This window comes from Kushneria phosphatilytica (assembly GCF_008247605.1).
Lineage (GTDB): Bacteria > Pseudomonadota > Gammaproteobacteria > Pseudomonadales > Halomonadaceae > Kushneria > Kushneria phosphatilytica.
On sequence record NZ_CP043420.1, the window covers coordinates 2,559,010 to 2,578,089 of the forward strand.

Annotated in this window: 17 protein-coding genes; 8 read left to right on the forward strand and 9 right to left on the reverse strand. The window is 60.4% G+C overall.

What is annotated here, in order from left to right:
- Window positions 1-4 precede the first annotated feature (4 nt).
- The gene (locus FY550_RS11810; protein WP_070979429.1) at window positions 5-664 is read left to right on the forward strand and encodes a histidinol-phosphatase; all 660 of its coding nucleotides are present in this window, start codon (window positions 5-7) and stop codon (window positions 662-664) included.
- 257 nt (window positions 665-921) lie between these two features.
- Window positions 922-2,334, forward strand: coding sequence for an FAD-dependent oxidoreductase (locus tag FY550_RS11815; protein WP_070979347.1), 1,413 nt, complete (start codon window positions 922-924; stop codon window positions 2,332-2,334).
- 79 nt (window positions 2,335-2,413) lie between these two features.
- On the opposite strand, the gene FY550_RS11820 is transcribed toward FY550_RS11815, so the two are convergent.
- From FY550_RS11820 to FY550_RS11850, 7 genes are all read right to left on the reverse strand, one after another.
- On the reverse strand, window positions 2,414-2,968 hold the full coding sequence (locus tag FY550_RS11820) for a disulfide bond formation protein B (protein ID WP_070979349.1): 555 nt from the start codon (window positions 2,966-2,968) through the stop codon (window positions 2,414-2,416).
- A gap of 44 nt (window positions 2,969-3,012) precedes the next feature.
- Window positions 3,013-4,611, reverse strand: a complete 1,599-nt coding sequence (gshA, locus tag FY550_RS11825) for a glutamate--cysteine ligase (RefSeq protein ID WP_070979352.1) — start codon at window positions 4,609-4,611, stop codon at window positions 3,013-3,015.
- 213 nt (window positions 4,612-4,824) lie between these two features.
- Window positions 4,825-7,152, reverse strand: coding sequence for a Tex family protein (locus FY550_RS11830; RefSeq protein WP_070979354.1), 2,328 nt, complete (start codon window positions 7,150-7,152; stop codon window positions 4,825-4,827).
- A gap of 127 nt (window positions 7,153-7,279) precedes the next feature.
- Window positions 7,280-8,839, reverse strand: a complete 1,560-nt coding sequence (locus FY550_RS11835; RefSeq protein ID WP_149054708.1) for a phosphoenolpyruvate carboxykinase — start codon at window positions 8,837-8,839, stop codon at window positions 7,280-7,282.
- A 268-nt stretch (window positions 8,840-9,107) separates the two neighbouring features.
- Window positions 9,108-9,998 (reverse strand): Hsp33 family molecular chaperone HslO, encoded by an 891-nt coding sequence (gene hslO / locus FY550_RS11840; RefSeq protein WP_070979356.1) that lies wholly within the window; start codon window positions 9,996-9,998, stop codon window positions 9,108-9,110.
- 66 nt (window positions 9,999-10,064) lie between these two features.
- Window positions 10,065-10,457 (reverse strand): RNA-binding S4 domain-containing protein, encoded by a 393-nt coding sequence (locus FY550_RS11845; protein WP_070979358.1) that lies wholly within the window; start codon window positions 10,455-10,457, stop codon window positions 10,065-10,067.
- Between the two features lie 103 nt (window positions 10,458-10,560).
- Window positions 10,561-11,211, reverse strand: a complete 651-nt coding sequence (locus tag FY550_RS11850; protein ID WP_070979360.1) for an HAD-IA family hydrolase — start codon at window positions 11,209-11,211, stop codon at window positions 10,561-10,563.
- 98 nt (window positions 11,212-11,309) lie between these two features.
- Here FY550_RS11850 and nudE point away from each other — a divergent pair, with 98 nt between their 5' ends.
- Window positions 11,310-11,882: an ADP compounds hydrolase NudE gene (gene nudE, locus FY550_RS11855; RefSeq protein WP_199287805.1), complete on the forward strand. Its 573-nt coding sequence runs from the start codon at window positions 11,310-11,312 to the stop codon at window positions 11,880-11,882.
- 64 nt (window positions 11,883-11,946) lie between these two features.
- Here the strand turns inward: nudE and FY550_RS11860 are convergent, their stop codons facing one another.
- Both FY550_RS11860 and FY550_RS11865 read right to left on the reverse strand, forming a co-directional pair.
- On the reverse strand, window positions 11,947-12,396 hold the full coding sequence (locus tag FY550_RS11860) for a hypothetical protein (protein WP_139148715.1): 450 nt from the start codon (window positions 12,394-12,396) through the stop codon (window positions 11,947-11,949).
- A 312-nt stretch (window positions 12,397-12,708) separates the two neighbouring features.
- Window positions 12,709-13,143: a hypothetical protein gene (locus FY550_RS11865; RefSeq protein ID WP_139148716.1), complete on the reverse strand. Its 435-nt coding sequence runs from the start codon at window positions 13,141-13,143 to the stop codon at window positions 12,709-12,711.
- 179 nt (window positions 13,144-13,322) lie between these two features.
- Between FY550_RS11865 and FY550_RS11870 the strand changes: the two genes are divergently transcribed.
- From FY550_RS11870 to FY550_RS11890, 5 genes are all read left to right on the forward strand, one after another.
- A complete protein-coding gene (locus FY550_RS11870) occupies window positions 13,323-14,081 on the forward strand; it encodes an SDR family NAD(P)-dependent oxidoreductase (RefSeq protein WP_070979368.1) in 759 nt (252 codons plus the stop codon).
- A 17-nt stretch (window positions 14,082-14,098) separates the two neighbouring features.
- Window positions 14,099-15,739 (forward strand): dihydroxyacetone kinase subunit DhaK, encoded by a 1,641-nt coding sequence (locus tag FY550_RS11875; protein WP_070979370.1) that lies wholly within the window; start codon window positions 14,099-14,101, stop codon window positions 15,737-15,739.
- A 142-nt stretch (window positions 15,740-15,881) separates the two neighbouring features.
- Complete coding sequence (locus tag FY550_RS11880) at window positions 15,882-17,324, forward strand: circularly permuted type 2 ATP-grasp protein (protein WP_070979372.1); 1,443 nt, start codon at window positions 15,882-15,884, stop codon at window positions 17,322-17,324.
- Entirely contained in the window at window positions 17,318-18,262 is a 945-nt protein-coding gene (locus FY550_RS11885; RefSeq protein ID WP_070979374.1) for an alpha-E domain-containing protein, read from the forward strand. The genes FY550_RS11880 and FY550_RS11885 overlap by 7 nt, the downstream gene beginning before the upstream one ends.
- Complete coding sequence (locus FY550_RS11890) at window positions 18,262-19,062, forward strand: transglutaminase family protein (protein WP_149054550.1); 801 nt, start codon at window positions 18,262-18,264, stop codon at window positions 19,060-19,062. Before FY550_RS11885 ends, FY550_RS11890 begins: the two co-directional genes overlap by 1 nt.
- Window positions 19,063-19,080: the final 18 nt, after the last annotated feature.

The window sequence follows — 19,080 nt, forward strand, 5'->3', positions numbered from 1 at the left end:
ACGCGTGCGTCTGGCCATTTTCGATCTTGACAACACCCTGCTGGCCGGAGACAGCGATCACAGCTGGGGCGAGTTTCTGGTGGAACAGGGCGCGGTGGACGCCGAACGTTACCGGCGCGAGAACGATCGCTTCCATGAGGAATATAATAACGGCACTCTGGATATCGATGCCTATCTGCGCTTTGCCCTGGCCCCGCTGGCCGAACATCGTCCGGAGCAGCTGAACGCCTGGCACAAGCAGTTCATGGCATCGCGCATCGAACCGATGATCCTGCCCCGGGGCGAAGAATTGCTGGCCGAGCACCGCGCACGTGGCGATCACCTGCTGATCATTACCGCTACCAACCGCTTCGTGACCGGCCCCATCGCCGAGCGTCTGGGCGTGGAGGATCTGATTGCCATCGAGCCCGAGCGTATCGATGGTCGCTATACCGGCCGGGTCAGCGGCATCCCCAGCTTTCGCGAAGGCAAGATTACCCGACTGGAACAGTGGTTGGCAGAGACTGGCCATTCGCTTGAAGGCGCCTGGTTTTACAGTGATTCCCAGAATGATCTGCCACTGCTGGAACGGGTCGACCATCCGGTAGCAGTCGACCCCGATCCGGTACTGGAAACCACTGCCAGAGACCGCAACTGGCGCATTATCACCCTGCGCAACCGATGATCAGGTCAATCGCGGGATCGCGATTACCCAGGGGATTCCTTATAATGAACCCCCTCAGACATAACTCCGGGCTTTTCGTTGTAAATCAACAACGCGACAAGGGGTTATACTAACGATCAGGGTCCTGTTGATCCCATCGAATCACCCACTGATCAGCGTGCCTGCCCGCTACACCGTCACTGCTGTCCGTTCGGCATGCCCTGGCGCGTCGGGTCATCTCAGGCAACTGGTTCGCACAACGACGAGTGTGAGTAGCCATGGCAGCAACGACATACGATGTCCTGATTGTAGGCGGCGGTGTCTCCGGTACCGCCCTGCTTTACGAACTGGCCCGCTACACGGATCTGAAGTCGATCGGTCTGGTCGAGAAATATGACAAGGTGGCCATTGTCAATTCTCACGGGCGCAACAACAGTCAGACCATCCACTGCGGTGACATCGAGACCAACTACTCCCTCGACAAGGCCCGAGTCACTCAACGCACAGCAGGCATGATCGTCAACTTCGGCACCAAACTGCCTGCCGAAGAGCGAGACAACATCATCTTCAAGTATCCCAAGATGGTGCTGGCCGTCGGCGACAAGCAATGCGACTTCCTGCGCAAGCGCTTCGAGACCTTCAGCGAACTCTTCCCGCGGATGAAGCTCATGGAGCGCGACGACATCGCCGAAATCGAACCGCAGGTCGTCGAAGGCCGCGACCCCGATCAGCAGATCGTGGCGCTGGGTTCTACCGATGAATACACCGCGGTCAACTACACCACGCTATCGGAAGCTTTCGTCAAATATGCCGAGCAGGATGCCGAGCGCAAGGGCATGAACTGCGATGTGCATCTCTCGACACCGGTGGAAGATATCGTCCGGGAAGGCGACCTGTTCAAGGTGCACACGCCCAACCACGGCGTGCTGCAGGCACGTTACGTGGTGGTGGCCGCCGGCGGGCACTCGCTGCTGTTCGCCCACAAGATGGGCTACGGTCTCGACAAGTCCGTGCTGCCCATGGCGGGCTCGTTCTACTTCACACCGAAGGTGCTCAACGGCAAGGTCTACACCATTCAGAACGAGAACCTGCCCTTTGCCGCGGTGCACGGTGATCCGGATGTGCTGGTGGAGAACAAGACCCGCTTCGGCCCCACCGCGCTGATGCTGCCGCTGCTGGAGCGCTACAACTCGAAGACCTTCTCGGAGTTTCTGCGCGTGTTCCGTTTCGATTCCAGCGTAGCGAAGGTCTTCTGGGACCTGCTCAAGGTGCCGGACATCCGCAACTACGTCTTCAAGAACTTCCTTTACGAAGTGCCGGTACTGCGCGAGAAGCTCTTCCACAAGAGCATCCAGCATATCGTGCCCAGCCTGAAGGCGAGCGATGTCACCTTCGCCAAGGGATTCGGCGGCGTTCGCCCGCAGCTGATCGACAAGAGCTCGAAAAAGCTGATGATGGGCGAGGCCAAGATCGATCCGGGCACCGGCATCGTTTTCAACATGACCCCCTCGCCCGGCGGCACCAGCTGTCTCGGTAATGCCGAAAAGGACATTCTGCTGGCACAGCAGTATCTCGGCTTCAATTTCGATCGAGAGGCCTTTGAGCGCGATCTGCTTCAGGGTGAAGTGGAATTGCGGGAAAACAGCAAGGGGCCGGCCACCAGCGAGGCGACACAACGCGTCGAGGGCTGACCCCGGGCTGATGCGGCTGGCTTCACGACAGTAAAAGGGCCCCTTCGGGGCCCTTTTTACGGTTCGCCGGCAGCCGTTCTCAGGCTTCCGAGCCTGTCAGCGAGGGGTGCTGCCTCCCCCCTTTACCGGCTCCAAAGTGTCGGCCGAACATCAGTCCCAGAGCGATCAGGATCAGCACCACGAAACCGATCAGAGTCCAGCCAGGCAGTGTCAGGCCAAGCCAGCGCGCCGAGATATTGGCGCACTCCCCCGAACCACGCAGTACCTGAGTGATCACACTCTGAATCGGCAGGGCATCGAGCATGTAATCCAGGCCCGGCCCGCAACTGGGCACCTGATCCTCGGGCAGGCGCTGAATCCAGACATGGCGACCGGCCACCAGAGCGCCGGCAATACTGCCCAGCAGTGCAATCCCGCCATACACAATACGCCCCGCCCGCCCGGCGTCATGACAGATACCGATCAGAAAGCCGAGGAGCGCCACCAGCACTGCCACTCGCTGAAAGATGCAAAGCGGACAGGGCTCCAGGCCGAACCCGAACTGCATGATCAGCGCCATCGCCAGCATGAAGATACAAACGCCTGCTCCCAGCAGTGACCAGCGCCGACAGGATGCCCCGGACATAAAAGCCATTATCACTATCCTCGTAGATGGCGGCAGAGGCCGCGTTCCGCTCTTCAGGCTTTCTGAAAGGTATGAGGCTGACGTGCCCGTTCGAAATAACGCCCGAGAAATTCGGCAAACGACACATCATCGTCAGCCTCGGTATCCCGCTGCTGAATGTGGGAGGTTTCACTGAGCTGTTCGAGCAGGGCTTCTCTGGCGCGGTCCATTGGGGTCGCACGAAACCATTCGGCCTGCTGACGTGCCTGTTCGGTCACCCAGTCAACGAAATCGCATCCTTGCTCTCTGAGCAACCGCTCGAGCCGGCCAGCCGGGGTCAGACCGGGATCATCGATACGCGGCGCCAGCGTCTTCAGTGCCGTCTGATGGGGGGCAGTTTCATCACCGCTATCAAGCAGCTGAGCGACGCTTGCAAGTTCATCAAGGATTTCATGGGCGCACGTGCTCATGAGGCGCGGGCCATCCTCGAACTCAAGGGTCAGCCCGGGCTGACGGCCATAGCGCACGACCCTTGCCCGATTGTCATCAAGCCGATCACATTCGGCATCCGGAATCCAGGGACTCTCACGCAGCAGACACCAGACCAGGAAGGTATCCAGGAAACGAATTTCGGTTTCGTCGATACCCAGTGGCAGAAACGGATCGAGATCAAGACAGCGCACTTCGATATATTCCACGCCGCGCGCTTCCAGCGCCTGGGTAGACGTTTCATCGTGGCGCGCCACTCGTTTGGGACGAATATCGCTGTAATACTCGTTCTCGATCTGCAGAATATTGGAATTGAGCTGGCGCCACTCCCCCTCCTGCTGAACCCCAAGGCGCTCATAATCCGGCCAGGGCGTGGCAATGGCGTGACGTAGCGTGCCGACATAGTTTTCCAGCGAATTGAAACAGATGCGCAGCTGTGACTGCACCTTGTTCTGATACCCCAGATCACTCATGCGGAGTGTCGAAGCCGTACTCGACAGCAATGTGCGCTCACCGTGGTGCTCAAGCCCCGCATCACGTCCTTCCAGAAAACTGCGATCAATCGCCGGAGAGGCCCCGAACAGATACATCAACAGCCAGCTGTTGCGCCGGAAGTTGCGAATCAGATCAAAATAGGCTCGCGAACGATAGGCATTCGGAGAGGCCTCGCTTTCCCCTTCGAGCTGCTGCAGTTCACTCCAAAGCGCATCGGGCAGGGAAAAGTTGTAATGAATGCCGGCAATCGACTGCATGATCCGTCCATAGCGCACATCCAGCCCACGCCGATAGACATGCTTCATGGCCCCCACATTGGAGCTGCCGTAATCGGCAATGGGCACACTGTCATTGCCATTGAGGCGTGCCGGCATGCTCGCCGGCCAGATCAGCTCGTCACCGAGATAGCGATAGGTGAAACGATGCAGATCGGCGAGAAAGTCGAGCGCATCCTGCGGTCGACAGAACACCGGCGTAATGTATTCCAGCAGCGCTTCCGAATAGTCGGTGGTGATATGCGGATGGGTCAGCTTCGAGCCCAGTGCCCGCGGATGCGGCGTCTGCTCGATATTCCCCTGCTGATCAACACGCAGCCCTTCCTTTTCGATACCACGGCGTATACGGGCGAACAGACCCCGCTGGGCCGCCCCTTTCAATCCCTCGATACGACGGGCGAGTTGCTCGGACAAGGTTGACCACCTTCTCTTGCGGGAGTGCGGGTCGTGGCAGGCGCGGGCCGGCTTTTCGGCACCGTCACTCCGGTCGGTTTCGCCGGCAGTACCGGCGTTTGCAGTGAAACGGGGCCCGAGTCCCCGATAAGTCCCTCATTATGGAGACCTCTACCCGGCTTTCAAGCACCCGGTGTGAGCACCAGCGGTAGCGCACAGCTACCGCCGGGCCGTTCACCGACGCCGATCGGCGCCGGCCTTCTTCAGCGCCTCGGCCATGGCCCCCTGCGGCGCCGACTCACGCCCGCGCTGCTGTCGGGACTCATTGCGGGATGCGCGTTTCGACTCTTGGCGCCCCCGATCGTTCGCCTGTTCGCCATCGGGTGTGTCATCGAGTCGCATCGACAGCGCAATGCGCTGACGCGCCAGATCAACCGACATCACCTTGACCTGAACGATGTCGCCAGCCTTGACCACCGAACGCGGGTCCTCGACAAAGCGGTGCGACAGTGCCGAAATGTGCACCAGCCCATCCTGATGAACGCCGATATCCACAAACGCACCGAAATGCGTCACATTGGTGATCACGCCCTCAAGTACCATGTTGGGCCTGAGATCGCTGACCTTCTCCACCCCTTCCTGAAAGCGGGCAAAACGGAAAGCCGGTCGCGGATCACGTCCCGGCTTGCGCAGCTCTCCAAGAATATCGCTGACCGTCGGCACACCGAAGCGCTCATCGGTATAGTGGCGCGCATCGAGCCCTCCCAGGAAGGCCTCATCACCGATCAGGCTACCCAACTGGCGACCGCTTTCACGAGCGATACGCTCTACCACCGGATAGGCCTCGGGGTGTACCGCCGACCCATCCAGCGGATTATCGCCGTTATTGATGCGTAAAAAACCGGCACACTGCTCAAAGGTTTTCGGCCCCAGCCGGCTGACATCAAGCAGTTGGCGCCGATTGGCAAAGGTGCCATGGGCATCCCGCCAGGCGACGATGTTTTCTGCCAGCGACTCGTTCAGTCCTGCCACACGCGTCAGCAGGGCACTCGACGCGGTGTTGAGATCGACCCCCACGGCGTTGACGCAGTCCTCGACCACACCATCGAGTGCACGCGCCAGCTGCAACTGGGAAACATCGTGCTGATACTGCCCTACGCCGATCGATTTGGGGTCGATCTTGACCAGTTCGGCCAGTGGGTCCTGCAATCGACGGGCAATCGACACTGCACCGCGCAGCGTGACGTCAAGTTCAGGGAATTCGCGAGCCGCTGTCTCCGATGCCGAATAGACCGAGGCACCGGCCTCACTGACCATGACCCGGGTGAGATCGCGGTCCCTGAATTGTCCGACCAGCTCGGCCGCCAATCGATCTGTTTCCCGGCTGGCCGTCCCGTTACCCACTGCGATCAGCGACACTTCATGGCGGTGGCAGAGTTGCGTCAGCGTCGCCAGCGACTCCCGCCACTGGTTCTTCGGCGCGTGCGGGTAGATGGTAGCGGTATCCAGCAGACGCCCGGTGCCATCGACCACGACGACCTTGACGCCGGTGCGCAACCCCGGGTCGAGCCCCAGCGTGACGCGTGAACCGGCCGGCGCCGCCAGCAACAGATCCTTGAGATTATGCGCAAAGACGGTAATCGCCTCGCTCTCTGCCCGCTCGCGCAGCTGGCCCAGCAGCTCGGTTTCGATATGGGTATACAGCTTGACCCGCCAGGTCCAGCGCACTACCTCTTTGAGCCAGCGGTCGGCAGCACGCCCCGCATCCCGAATGCCAAAGACCCGTGCGATCTCGACCTCCATGGGATGGACCGTGGCCTCTTCCTCATCAGGCAGGCGGAGTGCCAGTCCCAGCACACCTTCATGGCGTCCGCGGAACATGGCCATGGCGCGATGCGAAGGCACCTTCGCCAGTGGCTCCCGATGCTCGAAGTAGTCCGCAAAACGCGTACCTTCGTTCTCCTTGCCGGCAATCACCGTGGAGACCAGCTCGCCCTCCTGCCACATGCGTTCGCGCAGCCGGCCGACCAGCTCGGCGTTTTCGGCAAAGCGCTCCATCAGGATCTGTTTGGCGCCATCCAGAGCCGCTTTACTCTCCTCGATGCCCTGCTCGGCATCGATATACGCCTGCGCCGTGCTTTCGGGATCAAGGGAAGGATCATTCAGCAGCGCATCGGCCAGGGGCTCGAGTCCCGCTTCACGTGCAATCTGCGCCTTTGTGCGACGCTTCTTGCGATATGGCAGATAGAGATCTTCGAGACGCTGCTTGGTCTCGGCCGCCATGATCTGCGCCCTGAGGGTCTCATCCAGCTTGCCCTGTTCCTCAATGGCGGCCAGTACCGTATCGCGACGCTCATCGAGTTCACGCAGATAACGCAGCCGCGTCTCGAGTGTACGCAGCTGGCTATCATCGAGCCCGCCGGTCACCTCCTTGCGGTAGCGGGAGATAAACGGCACCGTAGCGCCCTCATCGAGCAGCGTAATGGTAGCGTCGATCTGGCGAACCTGAACCTCGAGTTCATTGGCCAGCCGTTCGGCAATCGAAGTTTGTGCTTGACTCATGACACCTGACTATCGGCTCGTGAATGGCGCCAGGGTAGCATGAAAGTGCCCTTTATGCTCCCGACAAAACGACAGCGGGGAGCGTCGAAACGCTCCCCGGAAAACGCCCATCGGCCCCCTGACTGACTCAGTCGAGAGAGGGTCCGGCGTTGATAATGCTCTGCTCAATTCCTTCAAACTTGCTGAAATTCTCCACGAAACGGGCGATCAGCGCCCCGGCATGGGTATCAAAGGCAGCCTGGTCGGCCCAGGCGCGACGCGGGTTGAGCAGGCGATCATCGACGCCCTCGACATGAACAGGCACAGCCAGGTTGAGCCCTTCAATCCATTCGGTTTCAGCGTGTCTGAGCGCCCCGGACTGAATGGCAGTGATAATGGCTCGGGTAGTGGGAATGCTGAACCGTTCTCCACCCTCGCCGAATGCCCCTCCACTCCAGCCGGTATTGACCAGATAGACCCGCGAACCAAAGGCTTCGATCCGCTTGATCAGCAGTTCGGCGTATTCACGCGCCGGCCGGGGAAAGAATGGCGCTCCGAAGCAGGTCGAGAAAGTGGCTTCCAGCGCGCTGTGGCCCCCCATTTCGGTCGACCCCACCCGAGCGGTGTAGCCGGAGAGGAAGTGATAGGCCGCCGCTTCCCTCGACAGGAGGGAGACCGGCGGCAACACGCCGCTCATGTCACAGGTCAGAAAAATGATTGCCGCAGGCTCGCCAGCTCGTCCGGCCTCAATGCGCTTGTCAACGAATTCCAGCGGATAGGCTGCCCGTGCATTCTGAGTCAGGCGGTCATCGCCGTAATCCGGCTGACGCATTTCATCGAGTACGACATTCTCCAGCACGCTGCCAAAGCGAATGGCGTGATAGATGATCGGCTCGTGCTGCTCAGAGAGATCGATGGTCTTGGCATAACACCCCCCTTCGAAGTTGAACACGGTGCCCTCTCCCCAGCCGTGTTCATCATCGCCGATCAGATAACGTGCCGGGTCCGCCGAGAGCGTTGTCTTGCCGGTGCCCGAGAGACCAAAGAAGAGCGCAGTCTCACCATCCTCTCCGACATTGGCACTACAGTGCATCGGCAGCACGCCCTTCTCCGGCAACAGGAAGTTCTGCACCGTAAACATGGCCTTTTTCATCTCACCGGCGTAACGCATGCCGGCAATCAACACCCGGCGCCGGGCAAAGTTGATAATCACGGCGCCTTCGGAACGGGTGCCGTCACGCTCAGGATCACAGACGAAGCCGGGCGCACTGAGAATGGTCCATTCGCGCTTGTCCTTGGGATTGAAGGGCGACGGGCGGACGAACAGATTGCAGGCGAACAGATTGTGCCAGGCATACTCGGTCACTACCCGGATGGGCAGATAGTGCTCGGGGTCAGCGCCGACATGCAGCTCCGATTCGAAACGGGGATGTCCTTCGAGCCAGGCTTCAACCCGTTCCCACAGCGCGTCGAAACGACTGGCGGGAAAAGGCTGGTTGACGCGTCCCCAGTCGATTTCGGCACTGGAGGAAGGCTCATCGACAATATAACGATCTCCCGGTGAACGCCCGGTGCGGCTACCGGTTTCGGCCACCAGCGCCCCATTGGCGGCCAGCCTCGCTTCACCATTGATAATGGCGTACTCGACCAGCTCGGCAGCACTCGGATTGCGCCGGGGTCGCGATGAATGCTCCTGGGCCATGGTCATATCGCTCATGCGTTGTCCTGGACAAAAACGCCGTCTCTTTCTTCAGTACGCTTGCAGGTACGCCTGCCGGCAACAGTCGCTACATCCCTCTTGCAACCGGCTGATGCATCAGGCCGTGCAGCGGGCTACTGCTGCGCCATGACGCTCTGAACAAGGCAGCGGGTGGCCATTATGGCAAAAAGCCCCAAGTCGTGGAACGCACATGTAGTCACGCCGTCAGGTGGGCACAGCCGGAGTAGTTTTACGACCCTACTCCGACTGTATGGCATCAATGCACGGTCGGCGAGCTGTCATCAGGAGACTGGATCAGCGATTCAACCGCAGCCGCTGAAAATACGTAGCGGGTATTACAGAAGTGGCAATGGGTTTCGATCTCACCCTGTTCGGCCACAATACTGCGCAACTCCTCTGCCCCCAACTGGTAGAGGCCGTTGGCAAAGCGTTCTCTGGAGCAGGTACAGCCGAACTCGACCGGGGCAGGATCAAAAAGACGCGGATTATCTTCGTGAAACAGCCGGTTCAGCGTGTCCAGCGGCGCCAGATCAAGCAGTTCCCGGCTACTGATCGTGTCAGCCAGCATGGTCAGCCGGTGCCAGGCATCCGGGTCCTGATTGCGACTGTCATCGGGCAGCTGCTGCAGTAGCAAACCGGCAGCGCCCTCATTGTCGGCGGCCAGCCAGAGTCTCGTGGGCAGTTGTTCGGAGCGTTCGAAGTAGGCTTCCAGACAGCCGGCAAGCGTTTCGGCTTCCAGCCCCACGATTCCCTGATAGCGCTGCCCCTCTTTGGGATCAAGGGTCATGACAATCTGGCCTTCGCCCACCAGGGCGCCCAGATTATCCGGTGCTTCGGGCACGGCAGAAGCATCGTTGAAGCGCGCAATGCCACGCAGTTGCTGGCCCTGTTCCGCCGTTGCCGGATTGGACTCGGCCATTAGAAGCGATACCGGTCCGTTACCCCGCACTTCCAGGGTTAATACGCCATCCAGCTTGACGGTCGCTGTCAGCAGAGCCACCGCTGCCAGCATCTCACCCAGCTGGCGGGCCACCGGCTCAGGGTAGTCGGCATGACGGCTGCGAACTTCACGCAGGGTATCGGGTGCGGTGACCAGTTCGCCGCGCACATTGGTCTGATCGAAAAGAAAACGTTGAATGCGATCCATGAAAGGTCTCGTGCGAAAACGCAGGCCACCCCCGCTCATGCGGCGATAACCTGCAGCTTCCGGTGGTCAGTCGTCGGACATTTGCCGCTGAAAACGCTGGATATCGCGGCGATCGCGACGATCCGGGCGCCGCTTCGGCGGCTGCATGATCTGGTTGTTGAGGCGACGATTTTCCGCCTCCTGCTGGCGCCGCTCGGCACTCGCTTCGGTCTCGTGATAAAGCGTCCGGGCTTCAGGGGCACTGCGACGTTTGTCGGTTACTCCCAGCACTTCAATCTCCATGCGGGCCCAGCCCTGGGGAATATCCAGCCGGGCACCGACTTCAACGGCCTTGCTGGGCTTTACCCGGCCTCCGTTGTAATGCACCTTGCCACCCTCTATGGCCTTCTGAGCCAGCCCTCGGGTCTTGAAAAAGCGCGCGGCCCAGAGCCATTTGTCGAGTCGTATCTGGTCACTCATGCGCTCTCCTGTTCATCCGGCATGATTCCACGGCGTGTCTGCCGCCGGGTCGTTCGACCCGTGACGCTCATCTACTCGTTCCATGGGGGCATCCAGCGCGGACTCAAGCCCTCATGACGCTCGCAAACCGATCCAGGCAGGTAAACTCCTCAAGTTCGATCGGTTCACGCTGGCTGTCCGGCTGACGAATCCCCAACAGATGACCAATGCCACTCTGGCGTGCACAGCCGAGCACTGCCGGGTTGTCATCAATCAACAGGGTACGTGCAGGGTCGTGAGGCTGATGCGCCAGCAGCGCCTGCCAGAACTCCGGCGACTCCTTCGGCGCACCCATGTCCTCGGAAGAGACCAGTGCATCAACATAACGGCCAAGCCCCGTAAGTTCGAGCTTCAGCGTCATGCCGGCACGATCGGCATTGGTGGCCAGAACCACCCGTTGTGGTGCGTCATGCAACCACTCGAGGAATTCATGGGCATCGCTGCGATAACCGATCAGGTGACTGAGTTCACGTTTGAGCGAGACCATGTCGACTTCAAGCTCGCGCTGCCAGTAGTGAAGACTGTACCAGTTGAGCGTACCGCGCTCGGAGAGAATGCGTTCGACCAGGGCCCGCGCATGGGAGGCATCAAGCTGATGAATTTCGCAGTAGCGTCTGGGCAGGTGTTCCAGCCAGAAATGCGTATCGAAGTGCAGATCCAGCAGGGTACCGTCCATGTCCAGCAGTACGGTATCGATATGACGCCAGTCGATCATGGGCAGTTCGCCACCGGGAATTCATGGCTATTGTAAGGGACGCATCGCCTCACGCCCATCGTGGTGTCATCATGGGCCCTCGTTGTGGAGGAAGAGACATGTCACGCCATCACCGCCCCGTGATCCATCAGTGTCGCGAAGTTGCCGCCAGCCGTCTGTTTCGCATCGAATCGCTGGAACTCGAATTTGCCAATGGCAACCGACGCACCTTCGAACGACTGCGAAGTCCCGATCGGGGGGCCGTCATGATTGTGGCACAACCTGATCCCGAGCATGTGTTGCTGATCCGCGAGTACGCCGCGGGTATCGACGATTATGTGCTGACGCTGCCCAAGGGCGTTATTGACCCGGGCGAGGACATGATTACGGCGGCCAATCGCGAGCTTCAGGAAGAGTGTGGTTTCAGCGCGGCACGGCTGGAACCATTGATCGAGCTTTCGCTGGCACCCAATTACATGAACCATCGCATCAGCGTCATCATGGCCAGCAATCTTGAACCATCGCGCCTGCCCGGTGATGAACCGGAACCCCTGACGGTTGAAACCGTGGCCCTGGAGCAACTCGACACGCTACTGGCCACCGGGGAATTACACGAAGGCCGTGCCGTGGCCGCCCTGCTGCTGGTACGTGAACGCCTTCGCGAGAATCAGGAACTGCCTGCCCTGTGGTAGCCAGGCATGAAAAAACCGCCGTCGGGCAAACCGACGGCGGTGGGTAACGGCACGGCAGAATCGATTACTGCTGATCCTGACCTTCATCAACGCCGCCACCGGCCTGGGTGGGATCGCTATCGCCGTCAGGAACGGTGCTCTCCATCTGAGAAGAGTGGCCCTGACGACCGGTCGGCGTGGTATCGGCATTGTTGACGCCGTGCTTCACATCCGACTTGTGATTGTTCATACCGGCACCAGCATTGTGCTGATCGTCATTGCCATCCGGCATGGCATTTTCCATCTGTGCAGAATGCCCCTGACGCCCCGTATTGGTGACATCAGTGCTGGTCTGGCTGTTATCCATGGTGTTAGCCGTATCAGTAGCCTTTGACCCCATCTTGGTCTGGCCCTGATCAGACTGGTAATCCGAGGATGGCGTGGCCGTATCGCTGGTGCTGGCTGCAAAGCTGGCGGCAGTCGGCAGTGCCAGTAGAGTGGAAACGGCGGCTACGGCAAACGTCTTCTTCATCATGGTTCCTTCCTCTGTTTCTGAAATGGCTTATGCCATCTGGTGTCGTCCTGACACCGTTAGCTATCCGATAGATTCATCAGGCGCTGACACCTGATGTTGAAATACTCTGTGTCATCTCGTTGCTGAGTGTCGTCTCAAAACTTAGCTGCCAACCTTTCTCCTGTCAAAACCGTGTACACCTCACGTACAATTTTTAAGGAAAATCCAGGCGATCCGGCAGCCAAGTCCAGGTCATGCAGATCCGGCCTCTGGAGCGCTCATCGCCGGGCATGGCCCGGCGATGAAGGGAGAGCGACCCACTGCCAGGTGGATTCAGCGGGCGTTATCGTCAGCCCTGTTATCTCCATCCGGCAGCGTGCTCTGCATCTGCCCGGAGTGCCCCTGGCGGCTGTCAGGCGTGCCATTGTCATACTGCATGTTCCCGGCGCTTCCGCCCTGAGATGGCGCAGTATGGTTGGTATCGTTGCTCCACTGTTGATGACTGCCCTGGCCGGAATCATCCATGGTGTTCTGCATCTGAGCAGAGCGGGGCTCTCGTTCGGTGGGCGTCGCGTTATCAAACTGCCCACTACGGTGCGTGCTCTGCTGGCGCTCATTGAGCGTGTCATTCATTTGGGCCGAATGCCCCTGGCGCCCTGTCGGCGTGTCATTGTCGAATTGTGCGTTCTGATCAGGCTGGCCGGCGCAGCCCTGAAGTGAAGTCATCCCAAGCCCGGCAATAGCGAGAGCGGTCAAAGTCCGTTTCATGCAACTGCTCCAATTCGTTTTACTGCGAATGATTACCCTGCATACATTCTGATCACTTCGGTCAATTTCAACCCGTCGTTCGGACATCGGTCGCTGCCAGTACGGGAATCGGTCTATTCTGGGTCAGGGAGCTGTCACGGTGACTTTTCCGATTTTTCGCTTCACTCCAGGAGGTTTGCATGTCTCAGGTTGTCTTCATCACCGGTGCCACCTCGGGCTTCGGGCGCGCCTGCGCCTATCGCTTTGCCCAGGCAGGCTGGTCACTGGTCCTGACCGGTCGCCGGCAGGAACGACTCGAAAGCCTGAAGGAAGAACTCGGTCGCCGGGTCCCTGTTCATATTGCAGCGCTGGACGTGCGCGACAGCGAAGCTGTCAAAGCAGTTGTCGAGGCTCTGCCCGCCGATTTCCGACCGATCACCGCGCTGATCAATAATGCCGGACTGGCACTGGCGCCGGAGCCTTCCCAGCAGGTAGCGCTGGAAGACTGGCATACCATGATCGATACCAATGTCACCGGGCTGGTCAACGTCACTCATGCGCTACTCCCCTCGCTAACGGAAACCGGCGAAGGCGCCACCATCGTCAACCTGGGCTCGGTCGCCGGTCAGTGGCCCTACCCCGGCAGTCACGTTTACGGTGCCTCCAAGGCCTTCGTTCAGCAGTTTTCCTACAACCTGCGCTGCGATCTGCTGGGTACCGGCATCCGGGTCACGGATGTCGCCCCCGGGCTTTCGGAAAGTGAGTTCACCCTGGTGCGCAATCGCGGTGATCAGGCCGCCTACGACAAGCTCTATGGCGATACCACACCGCTGCAGCCCGAGGATATCGCCGAACAGATTTTCCACGTGGCGACCCTGCCCGCGCATGTCAACATCAACCGCCTGGAGGTGATGCCCACTCGCCAGGCCTGGTCGCCCTTTGCGGTGGATCGCGACTGATCCGACAAGGAGACCCCATGGAACATTTCTACAATCGCCCCGACCAGCTGGTGCCCGAGGTGCTGGAAGGTGTCGCGCTAACCACCGGGCTGCACTTCTCCGATGATCCTGCAGCCCGCATCCTGATGCGATCAGACTGGCAACCCGATCAGGAAGGCCGGCAGCAGGTTGCCGTCATCTCCGGTGGTGGCTCCGGTCATGAGCCGGCCCATGCCGGCTTCATCGGTCAGGGCATGCTGACCGCCGCTGTCGCCGGCGACCTGTTTGCCTCGCCCAGCGTTGAAGCCGTCCTGGCAGCCATCCGCGCCTGCTGTGGCGAAGCCGGTTGCCTGCTGGTCATCAAGAACTACACCGGCGACCGACTCAACTTCGGCCTCGCCGCCGAACGCGCCAGGGAAGAGGGTTACCGGGTCGCCAGTGTCATCGTCGCCGACGATATCGCTCTCCCCGATGCCGATCAGCCAAGGGGTCTGGCAGGCACCGTACTGGTACACAAGGTCGCCGGCTTTCATGCCGAGCGTGGTGATGACCTTGAAATCGTCGAGCAGCAGGCTCAACGCATGGCTCAGAGCGTACGCTCCCTCGGCATGGCGCTCTCGAGTGTGGTATTGCCCGGGCAGAACAGTGAACGGCGCGCCCCGGAACTGGGACTCGGCATTCACAATGAACCGGGCGTACGACAGGTCTCCCCGGGGAGCGCCGATGAAGCGGCCGCGCTCGTTATTGATCCGCTCAAACAGAGCCTGAACGAGAGTGGCAATGGTGGGCGCACTCTGATGCTGATCAACAATCTGGGGGGATGCGCCCCTCAGGAGATGCAGGTATTGGCTCGGGAGTGTTTGAAACGCTGGGGCAGTGATGATGTCGCCTGCCTCGTGGGCCCGGCCAGCCTGATGTCCTCGCTCGACATGCACGGATTCTCGGTCAGTGTGGCCACCGCCGATGAAACCATGATGGAAGCCATCACCGCCTCGACGGCTGCTCAGGCCTGGCCCGGTGCCACGACCGAACGGCGCGTGACCCGCTTTACCCCTACCTTCAGTCAGGCGGCGGAATCAGGCAGCGGCAGCCGGGATGCCGAACGCGCGCGTCTTCTCGGTCGGGTAGCTGAAACCATTCGTGACAGTGAAACCGAGCTGGATGACCTGGATGCCAGAACCGGTGATGGCGATGCTGGCGCGACCTTCGCGGCCGGGGCCCGTGCCGTACTCGAGGCGCTCGAGCAGGACCGTCTTTCTACCGGTGATGATGCACGGCTGGCCGGCGAACTGGGTCGTCTTTTCGCCAGCGCCATGGGGGGATCGAGTGGCGTACTGCTCTCCATCCTGATGACCACTACGGCTCAGACCCTTGAGCAGGGCAAGCTCTGGCCCGAAGCCCTGAATGCCGGGATCGAGCGCATGCAGCATTACGGTGGCGCGCAGGAAGGCGATCGGACCCTGCTTGATGCGCTTATTCCAGCGGTGCGCTCTCTGCTGGAAGGCGGCTCGTTGTCAGAAGCCGCTCGCCACGCCCGTGAAGGCGCCGATGCCACGGCCGGGCTGAATCGCGCCGGAGCGGGCCGTTCCGCGCAGGTACCCGCCGAATCGCTCGAGGGGATTGTCGACCCCGGTGCAGAAGCGGTGGCGCGCGCGTTGGCGGCACTGACCGACACCTGAGCCCTCTGACAGGCGAAGCTACTGCAGAACCGGCACAGTGGTTTCGCCTGTACTCGACTACCCTGAAAGGGGTAGTGGTAGAAAATGACGCCACGCCCGTTCGCAGGGCGCTTCAGCGCCTCCTCCCGAAGCAGGAGTGGCGATGACTGATAATAGCTACAATGAAATGTTCGATCCCACGGGGGCATGCCGGGCCCATTACGGCCCCTATCAGCACTGGCTGACACACATGCCCGAGGATCTGCTGTCACGCAAGCGGCGTGAAGCCGATCTGCTCTTCCACCGCGCCGGCATTACCTTCACAGTCTATGATGATGAGTCCGGCACCGAGCGTCTGATCCCCTTTGATCCGCTACCTCGCATTATTCCGGCCCATGAATGGACCATGCTGGAAGCCGGCTGTCGTCAACGGGTGCAGGCGCTCAACGCCTTTCTTGACGATATCTATCACGGTCAGCGCATCCTGAGTGAAGGACTCATTCCTGCCGAACAGGTCCTGGCCAACCCCCAGTATCAACTCGCCATGCAGGGCGTCACCCTGCCCCACGGGATTTATAGCCATATCAGCGGCGTCGACCTGGTGCGTGATGGTAACGGTCGTTACTGTGTGCTCGAAGACAATCTGCGCATCCCCAGCGGGGTCTCCTATATGCTGGAGAATCGCCGCATGATGATGCGCCTGTTCCCGGAGCTCTTTACTCACAACCGCATCGCACCCGTCGACCACTACCCCCACCTGCTGCTTGAAACACTGCGATCGAGCACGCCGATCGATGCCCCCTGCGTGGTGGTGCTCTCCCCCGGACGCTACAACAGCGCCTACTTCGAGCACGCTTTCCTGGCGCAGCAGATGGGCGTTGAGCTGGTCGAAGGACAGGATCTGTTCGTCAGTGAAGGGCGCGTACGCATGCGGACCACCGCTGGCCCGCGGGTCGTTGATGTCATCTATCGACGAGTCGATGAAGCCTTCCTCGATCCGCTCGCCTTCAACCCCGATTCCATGCTGGGCGTTCCCGGTCTTTTGTCAGTGTATCGTGAAGGCGGCGTGGTGCTGGCCAATGCGCTGGGGACCGGCGTGGCCGATGACAAGTCGATCTATCCCTACGTACCGGAGATGATCCGCTTTTATCTTGATGAAAACCCGATTCTCGATAACGTGCCGACCTGGCAGTGTCGCGATCCAGAGCAGTGTCGTTATGTGCTCGATCACCTGGGTGAACTGGTCGTCAAGGAAACCCAGGGCGCCGGCGGTTACGGCATGCTGGTCGGCCCGGCCGCCACCCATGCCCAGATCGAAGAGTTTCGACGTCGCCTGAAGGCCAATCCGGCCGGCTATATCGCCCAGCCGACCCTGGCGCTGTCGAGCTGCCCAACCTTCGTGGAGGCCGGTATCGCACCACGTCACATCGATCTGCGCCCCTTTGTGCTGTCGAGCCTGCAGGGTGTACGCATGGTGCCGGGCGGCCTGACTCGGGTAGCCCTCCGGGAAGGCTCACTGGTGGTCAATTCCTCCCAGGGAGGTGGCACCAAGGATACCTGGGTGCTGGAAGAAGATGTGTCCAAACCGGAGGCACCATCATGCTGAGCCGCACTGCCGCCAACCTCTACTGGCTGGGCCGTTACATGGAACGAGCCGAGAGCCTGGCTCGACTGCTGGATGTCAGCGCTCGACTGGCGCTATTACCCCGTTCTGCAGCCCGTGAAGAGCTGACCGCTATCCTCAGCGTTAATGGTGTCACCGATGCCTTCTGGTCGCTGCGCAACCAGCTTGATGCCAACGCCCTGCTCAATTTCATGATCGGCGATGTCAGCAACGCCTCGAGCATCCACAACAGCCTGCTGGCCGCCCGTCAGAACGCTCATGCCGTGAGAGGCCATATCACCTCCGAAATGTGGGAAGCAGTCAATGCCACCTGGCTGGAACTACACGACTGGACCGCACCGGGGGTCACCCTGCATACCGCGCCGGGCTTCTTCGAGTGGATGCGCCAGCGTACCCATATTTACCGGGGCGCCCTGTACGGGACGGCACTGCGCGATGACGGGTTTCGCTTCATGCGTCTGGGCAGTTGCCTGGAGCTGGCAGACAACACCCTGCGGCTGCTGGATACCAAGTATCAGATGATCGACCTCTCCGATGATGTGGCCATCCCGGATGCCACTATCCGTGCCGAATATCTCTGGCAGGCGGTCCTCGAAGCACTGGGCGCTCGTGAAGCCTATACCCGGGCCTACGGTTATCTGATCGAAGCCGGCCAGGTCATTGAATTGCTGACCCTGCGCGAAGATGTACCACGCTCGCTGCGGGCCTCGCTGGAGGAACTCGTCGAGCTGCTGGATGAACTGGAGAGCCCCGGCGGCAAGCGCGCCAGACGCCTGGCAGGCGAACTGCATGCCCGGGTCCGTTATGGGGATATTGATGACATTATCAGCTTCGGCCCTCATGACTGGCTGACCGCGACCATCGATGATGTCGCTCTGCTGGCACGCCGGGTTCAGGCCGCTTATCTGGAGGTCGCCTGATGCGGCTCGCGGTGCAGCACCGCACCCATTATGGCTACGAGCAGGCCGTACGCTCGAGCATCCAGTATTTGCGACTGCAACCCCGCAGCAGCACGGCCCAGCAGATCGAATCATGGCAGCTGACACTGCCTGATGGGCATCAGCCACCGATTATTCGGGATGGTTTTGACAATCTCATGCAGGTCTTTGTGCTCGAGCGGCCCCATCGCGAAATCGTGATCGAAGCCCGGGGTGTCGTGATACTCACCGACCGGTTCAATGGCCGCCTGCACGATTCGCTCGAGCCGCTTCCCTTTGTGCGACCGACCCCCCTGACACTGCCCGACGAGGCTCTGACCGAGCTGGCATGGCACCACCTCGGTCAACGGCGAGATCTCGCCGCGTTATGTACGTTACAGGAAGCGATTCTGGCGGCCATGCCCTATCGCCCGGGCGTCACCGAAGTCTGGTACACCGCCCGGGAAGCCTGGCGCGTCGGCTCGGGGGTCTGTCAGGATCATGTGCATGTCATGCTCGGCTGCGCCCGCCTGATGGGGCTGCCGGGGCGCTATGTCAGCGGTTATCTGCACAGTGATGATGAGACCCACCTGGCCTCGCATGCCTGGGCGGAAATATATCTTGATGGCGCATGGCAGACCTTCGATGTCACCAATAACCTGATCCAGCCGACCCACCATATCCGTCTGGCCATCGGCATGGATTATCTCGACGCCTGTCCGATCCGTGGCATACGGTGCGGGGGCGGCGAAGAAGTCATGGATGCCAGCGTCGAAGTGCAATACGCGCCGATCGATCAATAAGGCGCAAACCGTACTGCT